7 protein-coding genes are annotated in these 12780 nt (G+C 69.8%); 1 reads left to right on the top strand and 6 read right to left on the bottom strand.

Annotated elements, in window-relative coordinates:
- Positions 1–34 precede the first annotated feature (34 nt).
- Positions 35–709, bottom strand: a complete 675-nt coding sequence (locus ABH941_RS26030; RefSeq protein ID WP_370131926.1) for a TetR/AcrR family transcriptional regulator — start codon at positions 707–709, stop codon at positions 35–37.
- Positions 710–951: 242 nt separating this feature from the next.
- Between ABH941_RS26030 and ABH941_RS26025 the strand changes: the two genes are divergently transcribed.
- Positions 952–2454, top strand: a complete 1503-nt coding sequence (locus tag ABH941_RS26025; RefSeq protein WP_370132062.1) for an MFS transporter — start codon at positions 952–954, stop codon at positions 2452–2454.
- Between the two features lie 37 nt (positions 2455–2491).
- Here ABH941_RS26025 and ABH941_RS26020 read toward each other — a convergent pair whose 3' ends face one another.
- The 5 genes from ABH941_RS26020 to ABH941_RS26000 form a co-directional block, all read right to left on the bottom strand.
- Positions 2492–4057: a glycosyltransferase family 39 protein gene (locus ABH941_RS26020; RefSeq protein ID WP_370131925.1), complete on the bottom strand. Its 1566-nt coding sequence runs from the start codon at positions 4055–4057 to the stop codon at positions 2492–2494.
- Positions 4054–5742 carry an ArnT family glycosyltransferase gene (locus ABH941_RS26015; protein ID WP_370131924.1) on the bottom strand — a complete coding sequence of 563 codons (1689 nt, stop codon included), beginning with the start codon at positions 5740–5742 and terminating at the stop codon, positions 4054–4056. The genes ABH941_RS26020 and ABH941_RS26015 overlap by 4 nt, the downstream gene beginning before the upstream one ends.
- 88 nt (positions 5743–5830) lie before the next feature.
- Positions 5831–7084 (bottom strand): glycosyltransferase, encoded by a 1254-nt coding sequence (locus tag ABH941_RS26010; protein ID WP_370131923.1) that lies wholly within the window; start codon positions 7082–7084, stop codon positions 5831–5833.
- Positions 7085–7311: 227 nt separating this feature from the next.
- Positions 7312–11391 carry a beta strand repeat-containing protein gene (locus ABH941_RS26005; RefSeq protein ID WP_370131922.1) on the bottom strand — a complete coding sequence of 1360 codons (4080 nt, stop codon included), beginning with the start codon at positions 11389–11391 and terminating at the stop codon, positions 7312–7314.
- 163 nt (positions 11392–11554) lie between these two features.
- Positions 11555–12754 (bottom strand): glycosyltransferase, encoded by a 1200-nt coding sequence (locus ABH941_RS26000; protein ID WP_370131921.1) that lies wholly within the window; start codon positions 12752–12754, stop codon positions 11555–11557.
- Positions 12755–12780: the final 26 nt, after the last annotated feature.

The raw sequence follows: 12780 nt of genomic DNA, 5'->3' as shown, positions 1-12780 counted from the left end.
GGCCGGCCGGAGGGTCCAGGAGGGTCCAGAAGGGTCAGTGCCAGCCGGCGATGAGGGCGGGGCCGAGCTGGTCGAGATGGCGTTCCAGCACCTGGAGGAAGTCCTCCGGCCCCGTGCCGACGGTGGCGTCGGCACCGGCGGCCCACTGGTGCTGGGCGGTCCTTCCGACCGCGCTGAACACCGCGGCCAGCAGCCTGGGCCGCAGGTCGACAGCCGGGTCGACCCCTTCGCGCTCGGCGAGCACCTCGGCGATCAGCTGCTGCTGCTCGGCGAGCCGGTGCAGGTAGGCGGCCATCAGCGACGGGGTGCACTCGACCAGCTGGAAGATCTCCAGCGCGGCATTGGCGTAGGCGCCCTCCTGCTCGGGGATGGCGCGCTCCCAGGTCTCCCGGGTCGCGGCGCGCATCGCCTGGAGCGGGTTCTCGTCGCTCGGCCGGGCCCGCAGGTAGTCGATGAAATCGTCCGCGCCGTCCGCCATCAGGGCGAGCGCCACCTGCTCCTTGTTGGCGAAGTAGCGGAAGAAGGTGCGCTGCGAGACGTCGACGACCGCGGTGATCTCGTCCACCGTGGTGCGGGCGTAGCCCTGGCGGAGAAAGAGCTGCTGGGCGGCGTCCAGGAGTTGGTCGCGGGTGCGCTGCTTCTTGCGTTGGCGCAGTCCGGGGGCGCGCCTGCCGTCGCGGTCGGCGGGGGCCGCAACCTGCTGGACCAAGGGATGCCACCTCCTGACTGCCACCGGGTTTCTGCTGGGACTATACCTCGCTGACACATGTCATTAACACGCATAAGTCAGACTTTGCCAAGTGTCAGTAGCTGACATATTGTGGCGGCAGACGGCACCGACCAAGGAAGTCAGGCAGCATGACTGAGCGCGTGGTTGAAGCAACCGAAGACCGGTCGGACGCAATACCCGACGGCCGCAGGGGACTGCGTGGCCACCCCTGGCTGACGCTGATGACCGTCGCCGTCGGCGTGATGATGGTCGCGCTGGACGGCACGATCGTGGCCATCGCCAACCCCGCCATCCAGACCCATCTGCACGCCTCCCTGGCCAGCATCCAGTGGGTGACCAACGGCTACCTGCTGGCCCTCGCCGTCTTCCTGATCACCGCAGGGAAGATCGGCGACCGGTTCGGGCACCGCACCACCTTCCTGGTCGGCGCCGTCGGCTTCGCGGCGGCCTCGGCGGCGATCGGCTTCTCCAGCAGCATCGGGCTGGTGATCGTCTTCCGGGTGCTCCAGGGACTGTTCGGGGCGCTGCTGCAACCCGCCGCGCTGGGCCTGCTGCGGGCGACCTTCCCGCCGAACAAGCTGAACATGGCCATCGGCATCTGGGGTGGCGCCATCGGCGTCTCCACCGCGGCCGGCCCGATCGTGGGCGGGCTGCTGGTCCAGCACATCAGCTGGCAGTCGGTCTTCTTCGTCAACGTCCCGGTCGGCCTGCTCACCCTGGGTCTGGGCCTGTGGATCCTGCGCGACGCACGGCCGCAGAAGACCGGCCAGGCCTTCGACCTCCCCGGCATCGCGCTGCTCTCGGTGGCGATGTTCCTGCTGGTCTTCGGCATCATCAAGGCCCCCGCCTGGGGCTGGGGGGACGCCCGGACCCTCGGCTTCCTGGGCGGCGCGGTGCTCCTCGCCGCGGCCTTCACCTACTGGCAGACCAGGTCGTCGCACCCGCTGCTGCCGCTCAGCCTGTTCCGCTCGGTGTCGCTGTCGGCGGGCACCGTGCTGATGATCCTGATGATGTTCGGCTTCTTCGGTGCGCTGTTCTTCGTCACGTTCTACCTGCAGAACGTGCGCGGCATGTCGCCGGTCGCGGCCGGGGTGCACCTGCTGCCGATGACCGCGATGCTGATCGTCGGCTCGCCGATCGCCGGCGTGGTCATCGGCAGGATCGGCCCGCGCATCCCCATCGTCTTCGGCATGCTGTGCACCGCCGCAGCCATGTTCGGGATGTCCGCCCTGCACACCGGAACCAACACCGGACTGCTGTCGCTGTGGTTCGTGATGCTGGGCCTCGGCCTCAGCCCGGTGATCGTGGGTGCCACCGAAATCATCGTCGGCAACGCCCCGGTGGAGCTGGCCGGAGTGGCCGGCGGCCTCCAGCAGTCGGCCATGCAGGTGGGCGGCACCCTGGGGACCGCCGTTCTGGGGGCCGTGATGGCCGCCAGGGTGGACAGCGTGCTGCCCGGAAAGTGGGCGGCCGCCAAGCTGCCCGCCGTCTCGGCCCAGGACTACGCCGGGCTCAAGCAGGCCGTGCAGGTCGGCGCGGCCCCGATCGCCAAGGGCGCCCCCGCGCAGACGGCCCAGGCCATCACCCGGGTCGCCCACGACTCCTTCCTCAGCGGCATGTCCCTGGCCTTCACGGTCGCCGCCGTGGTCGCCCTGCTGGCCGCCGGCTTCGGCCTGCTGACGCGGCGCGGCACCGGCGACTCCGGCCCGGCCGTGCACATCTGAGCCGCTGTCACCGCATCCCGCCGCCTGTCGGATGCGATCAGGAACGCTGCCAGATGTAGTAGTAGTGGGTACCCGAGCTGGTGGCCCCGGGTACCTTCTCGACCAGGTGGTAGCGGCCGCCCGAACCCTTCAGTGCCGTGGTGAGCTGTGCGTCCAGCGGGGCGGTGGGGCCGAAGTCCAGCACGACGAGGTCGAAGTAGCGGTCGTTGATCGCGGCCCGGTAGGCGGGCAGCCCGGTCAGCGACTGCCCCGTCCCGTCCGTGTACTGGAAGAAGTACGTGGTCAGCCACTCGTACGGCTGGGTCTGATGGCGCAGGTAGTAGCGCGGGACCTCGTTCTCCTCGACGAGGTAGTGCTGGTGACCCTCCTGCACCAGCGGACGGATGGCCGCGACCATGCGGGACGAGTTCGGCCAGCCCCCGTACATCGGCCCGACCGCGTGGTCGGCGTAGAAGGCGAGCAGCGCACAGACGCCGATCGCAAGTCCGGGGATGGCCCCGGCCGCCGCCGTACGCGGCCGGTCGAGGCGGGCGAGGCCCGCGAGACCGGCACCGGCGACCGGGGCGGCGAACACCAGCCCGAAGCCGACATGCTTGTGCAGCGACACGGACGTGCCCAGGTGCGCCTGGTAGACCGTGGCCAGCAGTGCCGTGCCGGTCAGCGCCGCGGCGAGCAGCGCCGGCGCCGGGCGCCGGGCCTGCGGGCTGCGGCGCAGGGCGGTGTAGACGACCCCGACGACCGCGAGCACGAACACCCAGCCGCCCCAGACGGCGGACAGCCGCAGGATGTTGGTCAGCGGCTCGGTGCCGGCGGTCCGGTTGACCGTGGTCTGCGAGAGTCCGGCACGCAGGCCAGGACCGGCGGCGTAGAGCCAGGCCGCGATGAGGCCTGCCACCGCGACGGCGAGGAGCGGCCCGCGGATCGCGCCGCGCAGCCACGGTCGGCCCCTGACCGCGGCTGCGGCGGGGACGGCCAGCACCGCCACGACGATGACGGTCGGTATGTACAGCGTGGACGCGTACTTGACTCCGGCGGCGAGGACCAGTGGCGGGGCGGCCAGCAGCACCAGGAACACCGGACCCCCGGCCGTCCTGACGACGATCCAGAGCGCCAGGGCCAGCAGGAACAGCGCGGGGGCGTCGAAGGTGGCCAGCCTGCTCAGGAAGAGGGTCGGCGCGGCGACGGCGAACAGTGCGGCGCCGACGGCGGCCGCCTGCTTGTCGTAGAGGCGACGCGCGGTCATCCAGACGCATGTGGTCGCGCCGAGCATCGCGAGCAGACTGAACGCGCGGACGCCCTCAAGTCCGAGGCCGGTGTCGATGACGGCGGCCGCCACGGGGTACAGGAAGGGAGCGCCGGAGAAGTAGCTGGCGTAGGTGTCGTACGTCGGCGTTCCGTGCTGCAGGAAGGCCAGTTCGCGGTGGCCCGCGTAGACGTACAGCGCCTCGTCCTCGAAGGCGGTGTTGCTGAGCCGGTAGGCGAGGAACGCCTGCAGCAGCAGGATCAGCATCAGCGGCAGGCGGTCGACGAGGATCAGCTGCAGCCGGGCGGCGCGGGCCGGGGCCTCCGCCGGGACGTGCGGGGTCTCGACTGCGGTGGTCACTGTGCGCCCCCGGTGGCGTTGAGGGTGTGATTGACCTTCAGGATCTGGATCTGCTGGGTGCCGTAGCCGAAGCTCGCGACGACGGTGGAGTTCTTGATCGCGTCACGGACGGTGGGCAGGCCGTTGGGGTCCTGGCGAATGATCGAGGTGGAGACGACGTAGTCGAGGTCGCGCCAGCCGTGCGGCAGGGTGCTGGTGACCGCCGGGTCGAGGTCGACCTTGTAGAACCAGATCGCGCCGAGGCCGGGCTGGAAGCCGTCGTCGACCATGTCGGGCCAGAGCGCGTCGTCGACGACGATGCGGGTGTGCGCCGGGTCCTTGATGTGGGTGCGGATCCAGGCGGACGCCGCGCCGTACTCGTTGTTGGAGTACGCCGTGTCGGCGGTCTCGTCACCGGTCTCCCAGTGCGGCGCGACCAGGCCGACGAGGAGTACCGCGAGCAGGGCCACCAGGTTGCGTCCGCCGAACCAAGGGGCCAGCCGGCTGGTGACCGGACGGGCGAAGGGAACGGCGGGCAGCCGGGGCCGTCCGCTCCGGCCTCCGTCGGCCTTCGGAGCCCTGAGTATCCGTCGGACGGCGGCGTCGACGACGCCGGCGATGGCGAGCGCGAAGAAGGGCAGCGCCTGGATGATGTACATGGCGGGCAGGTAGCCACCGGGGCGGGCGGCGACCAGGACCAGCAGTGTCCCGGCGACCGCGATCTCCCGCATCCGGCGCAGGGCCAGCGCCAGCAGGCACGCGGCGGCGCCGGCGCAGACGATGATCGCGTCGTTGACCAGCCACCAGTGCAGGGTCATGTTGGTCACCGAACCGGACTGCAGGATCTGGCCGGAACCGCTTCGGGAGAGCTGGAACTGCAGCGCGCCGATCAGCGAGTTGTGGTGCGGACCCGGGAAGAACTCGCCCTTGAGCAGTGCGTACAGCACGTACTGCACGCCGATCAGCGAGAACGCGGCGAGAAAGCCGACCAGCGAGAACTTGCGGGTGACCCGGTCGCTCCCCCGCCAGACGGCGAGGATCAGGGCCGGAGCAACGATGATCATCGTCTCCTTGGACAGCACCGCGATCGCCGCGCAGAAGCCCGCCGCTATGTGGTGCCACAGGTGCCTGCGCGGGGACAGCGCCAGCGCGAAGGCCGCGAGCATCCAGACCACCGCGAAGTTGTCCAGGTAGATCTCGCGCTGCTCGGTGACCGACAGGGGTGAGAGCCCGAAGACGATCGTCGCCAGCACCGCTGCCCAGCGAGGCAGGTCGATCCGGCGGGCCACCAGGTACACCAGTGCGACGGCGACGGCCGTGACCGGCAGCATGATGACCCGCGCCTGTTCCACGACCCGGGTGCCGTGGTCGAACAGGGCCGGGATCCAGGAGAGCATCGCGATCTGGATCCAGCCCAGCGGCGGATGGTCGTACCAGTAGCTGTAGTGCGCCAGCCCGAGGCCGTGCTGGACCGCCCACGCCTGGGCGAGGTAGGTGCCCTCGTCGTCGCTGACGGTCGGGAAGTTGCCGATGTTGACGGCCTGGACCGTCACGACGAGCACGACCAGCAGGGCGACCAGTACCGCGTCCTTGTGCCCGGCGACGAATCGGGCCGTCCTCCCCGGCTGTGGCGGTTCGGGGAGCTCGCCCAGCTCCTCCGGTTCTTGTTCTGCTCGTTCCTGGATGACAACCGTCACCGTGTCCATCCCCCTCCTGGCCGGCGCCGGAGCACTGGCGAAGACATGCGCATCTACGGAACCCGACTGTCGGCGAAAACCTGTGTGTGACTCACCCTCAGGACACGGTCTCGGCCTCGATCAGGTGGGCGCCGACGTGCTGGGTGAGCTCCCAGTCGCTCTCGCCGCGGAACTCCCGCCACACCGCGCGCAGCGCTGCGGCGGTGAGGATGAGCTGGTAGAAAGGACTGCCGACGATCAGCTTCACGTAGTCGGGGAACTTCACCGGCAGGCCGTACTGCTGTCCGAAGTCGTGCAGACCGACTGCCTCGAAGGCGGCAGTGGCGGTCATCGGGATCACCGGGCTGAAGGAGATCAGCGCCACCACGATCGACACATGGGCGAAGAGGGCGGCCCCGATCCCGATGACGATCATGACGCCCGAGAGTGCCTGCATGAACGGGGTGACCAGGGTGTAGCGGGCCAGCATCCGCTGCCGCAGGTTGGGCAGCCGCTTCCAGTCCTTCTTGCGGTAGACCTGCAGGAAACCCTGGTTCCACCGGGTGCGCTGCTTCAGCAGCGCGGTGATGGAGCCGGGGGTCTCCTCCCGGGTCACCATCTGCGAGTCGTAGGCGACGACGACCCTGGCGCCCTGGCTTGACAGCCGGACGCCCAGGTCGCAGTCCTCGGCCAGGCAGTTGGGGTCCCAGCCGTCGTTCGCGCGCAGCAGCGGGGTGCGGACGAACACGGTGTTGCCGCCGAGCGGGATGAAGCCCTTCTCCGCGTGCAGGTGCAGCCGGCTGCGGAACCAGAAGAAGTACTCCAGGCAGTTGCGCAGGCTGTACCAACTGGAGTGGAAGTTGATCAGCTGGACGCCGCCCTGGACGACGTCCGCCTCGGTGTCCCTGAAGGCGTGGTCGACGTGGGCGAGCAGCTCGGGGTGGACCTGGTCCTCGGCGTCGAAGACGCCCACCACCTCGCCCCGGCAGTACGGCAGTGCGGAGTTGAGGGCCTTGGGCTTGTTCTTCTTCTCGTGGGTGTCGGTGACGACGGAGACGAGCCCGGGATGGGCGGCGGCCAGTCGGTGCGCGACCTCGGCGGTGTCGGGGTCGTCGTGGCCGACGATGACGATCACCTCGTAGTCGCGGTGGCTGGACTCCAGCAGGCGGAGCACGGTGCGTTCGAGGACTTCCTGCTCGTGGCGGGCAGGGACCAGTAAGGAGAAGGACAGCGCTCCGGCGCCGTCCGGGTCGGTGAAGCGGGTGGACGCGAGCGTCTCGGGCGTGCGCCATGCGTGGAGCATCCACCACAAGGTGGAGACAGCCACTCCGAACAGCGCCGTCGAGCACAGCACGATGACTATGGAAACCATGGAACTTCCCCCCTGAAGCGCCCGGAATTGGGCCGCGGTCAGAAAATCATTCTTTCTGTCCGCACCGGGATCCGGGGGAAAGACATGGGCTGTTGACCAGCACTTAACGTCGCCGACCCACGGTCCATACGAATCCTTTGCCCGGTAGATGCATTCCGGACAAAGGATCTCCGTATGTTACTCGTGAATTGTCGGTGATACGTCAAGGCATTCTCGGGACCGGACGGTCAGGAGGTGTAGCTGATCGTTGGCGCGGAGACCGCGAAGGTGTCGGTCGACGCCCCGGTCCCGGCCGTGAAGGCGACCAGGACCTTACTCGGCAGGGTCACCGCGACGTCCAGTACCTGGCTCCCGTCGATCTTCACCACGAGGTGGCTCGCCGCGGTGACGGTGATGTCGACCAGGTGCGTGGCCCCCTGCAGGGCCGGAACCGACGTGGTGTAGCCCAGGGTGCTGAACGTGGTGGTGCTCGCACTGGCAGTGGCGACTCCGACCACGGGTGCGCTGCCGGACCCGAAGTTGGAGAACACGCACAGCCCGGTGACGACGGCGTTCAGGCCGGTGGCGCCCAGCCCGCTGCCGTTGTGGCCCAGCGCGCTCGTGGTGCTGCTGGACGCGTCCAGCAGCGAGAGCGTCAGACCGTCGCCCTGCGCGGTGCTCGTGCCGCTGATCTGCTCGGTGAAGCTGGCATGCAGCCCGATCGGTGACACGGCCTTGCTGTTGACGATCGAGCCCTTCGCGGACTTCATACCGTCGGTGGTCAGCGCGACCACCCCGGCGTTGTCGGCCGCGACACCGTTGAGGTGCCAGGTGGAGTCGGTGAAGCCGGGCAGCGTGCCGCCGGTCGTCACCGGCTGGCCGGTACCGGTCAGCGAGACCGTGACCGTGCCGCTGGTGGTGGTGACGGCGAAGCTGCTGTTCTGGGCGCCCGCCAGCGTCGGTGCGAAGGTCACCGGAACGGTGACGCTCGCTCCGACGGCGACCGTGGTCCCGACGGCGGGAAGGGTCGCGCCGAACGGCGCGGTCGGTGCCGTGACGGCCGAGACGGTCTCGACGGCGGTGCCGTCATTGACCAGCGTCACCGACTGGGAGCCGGTGGTGCCGAGGGTCTGCGAACCGAAGGCGACGACGCTCGGCGTCGGCGTGAGCGGCTGCGGACCGGTCTTGGCAGCCGGCGGGGTGATGGTGATCCCGCTGACCGCGTGGACGTCGGTGCTCGCGCCGGTCGAGCCGGTGAAGCCGACGTACGCGTTGGACGGGATCACCCCGGCGGCCGGGACGTAGTCGAGCAGTTGGGTCCCGTCGACGGTCACCTTGACGTGCCCGCCGGCGACGGTGACCGTCACCGGGTGGGTACCGGTTCGCAAGGAGGTCGGCACGGCCGCGTAGGCGAGGTAGGTCAGGTTGTCCTTCCCGGTATTGGGGCCTGCGGCGATGCCGACGAAGTTGCCCATCCCGGTCTGCCCGTTCCAACTGCTGGAGAGCACGACCGCGAGTCCCGGCAGCCCGGAGAAGCCCATGCCGCCGCCGTTGACCCCGGTGCCGGCTGCGGTGCCCTTGGTCGAATCGACCAGGGCGAAGGTCATGCCGTCACCGCCGGTGCCGCCGTTCTGCTGGGCGGTGAAGCTGGCAGTCAGGCCGTCGGTGGCCACTGCGGTGCCGTAGAAGGCGGACCCGGTCTGCGACGCGGTCGCGGGAGTGAGCTGGATGGAGCCGCTGGCCAGAGTGGCGGAGCCGTTGGCCGTCCAGCCGGTCGGGGGCGCGGGAAGGCTGGTGACTCCGGAGCCGGTCAGCTGGACGTACATGTCGCCCTGTCCGGTGTTGCCGGTGATCTCGTAGCTGTCCGAGGCCGCGCCTGCGGTCGCCGGCGTGAACACCACCGGGACGGCCACCGACTGGCCCGGGCCGAGGACCTGGCCCTCGGGGATGGCGTTGGTGGAGCTGAAGACGCCGACCGGAGCCTTGGCCTTGTTGAGCGTCACCGGGATGTTGCCGTCATTGGTCACGGTGAAGCTCAGCGGCGCCGAGGTGGTCCCGACCGGGACCGAGCCGAAGGCGAGGCTGGTCGGACTGATCGTCAGATGGCCCTGACCGGTGACCGCCGTACCACTGAGCGGGACGGAGAAGGTGCCCGAGGTGGAGGTGACCGAGAGCGTCTCCGCACTCGAACCCGCCACGGTCGGGCTGTAGGTGACGTTCTCGATGAAGGAGCCGCCGGCGGCGACCACGGTGCCCACGGCGGGCGCGCCGGTGACGCTCCAGGGCGCGGTGAGCGTGCTGTTCGCGCTGATGGTCTCGCTGCCGGTGCCGGTGTTGGTGAACTGGACGCTGGTCGAGACCGGCACGCTGGTGGGCTGGTTGGTGATGGTCACGGTGCTCGGCGCGGTGGAGAACCCGGCCTTCAGACCGGTACCCGAGAGGGAGAACCCGATGGTGCCGACGTCGGTGGTGATGGTGACGATGCCGCTGGACGCACCTGCGGCGGTGGGCGAGTAGCTGACGGGGATCGCCAGGGTGTCGCCCGCCGCCATCGCGTGCGGCAGCGCCGGTGCGGTGACGGCGAACGGCGCGGCCGTGCTGATGCCGGTGACGTTCAGCGCCTTGGTCGCGGTCACCGTGAGCGTCCCGGTGGCCTGGGCGCCGACGTTCACCTTGCCGAGGTCGACGGGGGAACCGGTGAGCACGGAGGCGGCCGGTCGCCCGAAGGCGAGCAGATGGCCGTCCCGGGTTCCGATGTAGACGCGGCCGTTGTCGGTCGCCGGAGTGACGAACTTGGAGGAGACGCCGATCGGCCCGGACCACAGCAGCGTCAGCGAGCCGTCGGCGTTGGGCGTGCCGTTGTAGGCGTACAGCGTTCCGCTGTTCCCGTACATGTCGGCCGAGCGCTCCACCCAGACGACGGCGCTCCCTGCGGTGGTACCGGTGGAGGTGACCACAGGAGAGCCCTCGGCGAGGTAGCCGAAGTTGACGGTGCCCTGCCCGACGAGTGCCAGCGCGGGGTTCCCGGAGCCGTCGGCGCCGAGCTTGAACGCCTGCAGCGGACCGCCGTTGCCGGAGTAGTAGACATAGCCGGTACCGCCGCCCCAGAAGGCCGGGTGGCAGTAGCAGCCCTGGTACGGGCCGAGCGTCTGGACGATGGCGTCGGTGCCGCCGGTGCCCTGGGAGTGGCCGCCGAGGTTGTCGCGGTTGAGCAGGAAGATCCGGCCGTCCTTGCCCTCGGTGACGGCGAGGTGCGGCACCGACGTGGTGCCGTACGCGTCGGGTATCGCCATCACACCGCCGGAGCCCAGGTCGCGGTCGTTCTGGTCGAGGGTCGCCGCGTCGGAGGGGCTGAAGAAGTCCGTGGCGGACAGCGAGCCGTTCGATCCGACCGCGAGGCTGATCACCGACTCCGACATGCTGGCGGGCGGCGAGGTGCCGGCGCCGACGGGCGGGGAGACGCCGTTGCCGGTGGAGAACTCGATGTGGCCGGAACTGTCGGCGACCAGGCCGCCGCCGGACGCCCAGATGCCGCCGCCCTTGTTCGCCGTACCGGTCTCGTCGACCCACAGCGCGGTCTGCACGCCCGCGGTGGAGACGCCGGCGACGTAGCCGCGCCAGTTGCCGTGGTCGCAGACCGAGCCGAAGCCGGCGTACACCACGCCGTTCAGCAGGAGCAGGCCCGGCCGCTGGCCCTGGTCCACCGGGTTGAAGACCGACGAGGAGTCATTGGACGGCGAACCGCCGATGACGACCGGGAAGCCGGCCTTCTCGGCCCCGGTCGCCGGGTCGATCGCGTGCATCTTCCAGACCGGGGCCTGGTGGTAGGTGCCGCCGTCCTCCTTGGAGGTCAGGTACACATAGCCGGAGGCCTGGTCGTAGACCGGAGTGGAGGTGATCCCGATGTACGGGGCGAGGTCACCGCAGGACCAGGTCGCACCGGGGGTGGTCACCCCGGACGCGGGCCAGGGGGCGCCGTAGGCATCGGTCCACTTGACGGCACCGGTCGCCGGGTCGACCCCGTAGACGTGGTTGGTCTCCGTCGCCACGACCACGGTGCTGCCCACGACGACGGGCGTCGCATAGACCTGGCCGTCGACGGCCGTCGAGAACTGCTGGCCGAAATCCGACGAGGTGACCTGTGCGGGCGCGAGTCCCGGCTCGTTCTTGTCCCAGCCGGTGCGGTAGGTGTCCTGGGAGATGGTGGTCACATCGGCGTGCGCGACAGGCGCGCTCGCGGCGAGAAGACTGAGCGCCGTAAGTGCAAAGCTGAGCGCGGCGGACGTCAGACGTCTCTTGGCGCGGGTCATCGAACTGGGACTGGGCATGCTGTGGAACCCCCCTGGGTCGCTGGCGATGGGACACGGCCCTGGCCGTTCGCATCATCGCTGGCAGCAAGATAGCGAGCCGGAGGGACAGATGTGCACGTTCTCGGACTTTCCGCAGGATCGCGGGATCATCAGAAGGTGGCGATCCCGCTCACTCGACCTCTCACTCGACGGAGGCGGCGGGCACGGGGACGGGCTGGGCGCCGATCCCGGCCACCACGGAGCTGGGCGCGGCGCGGCGCGGGACGTAGATCATTCGCTCGGCGACCAGGAATCGCACCGCGAAGGAGGCGATCAGGGTGAGCGCCGTCGCCGCGATCACCTGCATGCCGAGACCGCTGACCAGCAGGGCCAGCAGAGGGATGCGCAGCAGCAGGTCGGCGTTGCCGAGCAGCCAGAACCGACCGATGCGACTGGCCCAGTGACGGTGCCTCCGGTCGCGGAAGAGGGTGGACTCCAGCAGCGTCAGATTCCAGAGCAGGGCGCCCTGGTTGGCGACCACCTCGGCCGGGAGATAGTGCATTCCGGCGCGGACCAGCAGATGCAGTAACCCGAGGTTGGGCAGGACGCCGGACAGCCCGATCAGGCCGAAGGCCAGGGCGCGTCCGGCCGGCGTGGACAGACGCAGGGTCAGCAGATGGCGGAGGAACCGCATCCCCTCCCTGACTGTGGACTTGGACGTGCCGGCGTAGCGCTCCCCGAAGGTGTAAGGCACCTCGGCAACCTTGCGGATACGGGAGCGCACCGCGAGCTCCAGCAGGATCTTGTAGCCGAGCGGGCGCAGCTCGGAGGGGTTCACCGCGGACCGCCGGATCGCGAAGAACCCGCTCATCGGGTCGCTGACACCGCGCAGTTCCCGTGCGAAGAGGCCCTTGGTGAGCAGCGTGGACGCGCCGGAGACCGCCGTCCGGTAACCGCCCGCCAGGCCGTCCCTGCTGCCTCCGACCGCATAGCGGCTGGCGACCACCAGGTCGGCCTGCTGCCTGCGGCCGGCCTCGACGAGTTCGGGGAGCAGCGCGGGCGGATGCTGGAGGTCGGCGTCCATGACCACCACCCATTCGCCGACGGCCTGCCGCATTCCGGCGACGACCGCGCCCCCGAGGCCGCCCTCGGGAACATCCCGGTGCAGCACCGTGATCGACAGCGGGCAACCGGCCGCGGCCGCGGCCTCGCGGAGGAGGTCCGGTGTGCGGTCGGTGCTGTCGTCGACGAAGAGCAACTGCGGCGCGGGCGATCGGCCGTCGACGGGGAGCGCCTCGACGAGCCGGCGGAGCAGCTCGGGGATGTTCTCCTGCTCGTTGAAGGTCGGGATGAGCACGGTGAACGGTGGATCGATGGAAATCGGCAGGTCGGAGAACGACATGATGGGACCTTTCTCATCCGTTCGGA

Origin of the sequence: Streptacidiphilus sp. EB103A, assembly GCF_041261405.1 — a bacterium.
In the GTDB taxonomy this organism is placed as follows: domain Bacteria; phylum Actinomycetota; class Actinomycetes; order Streptomycetales; family Streptomycetaceae; genus Streptacidiphilus.
This window is presented reverse-complemented; position numbering and strand designations above follow the sequence as displayed.

Bases quoted from the DNA above. Each gene is read 5' to 3' on its own strand.
- ABH941_RS26025 (WP_370132062.1), top strand. From the start codon at position 952: ATGACCGTCGCCGTCGGCGTGATGATGGTCGCGCTGGACGGCACGATC.
- ABH941_RS26015 (WP_370131924.1), bottom strand. From the start codon at position 5,742: ATGGACACGGTGACGGTTGTCATCCAGGAACGAGCAGAACAAGAACCG.
- ABH941_RS26010 (WP_370131923.1), bottom strand. From the start codon at position 7,084: ATGGTTTCCATAGTCATCGTGCTGTGCTCGACGGCGCTGTTCGGAGTG.
- ABH941_RS26005 (WP_370131922.1), bottom strand. From the start codon at position 11,391: ATGCCCAGTCCCAGTTCGATGACCCGCGCCAAGAGACGTCTGACGTCC.
- ABH941_RS26000 (WP_370131921.1), bottom strand. From the start codon at position 12,754: ATGTCGTTCTCCGACCTGCCGATTTCCATCGATCCACCGTTCACCGTG.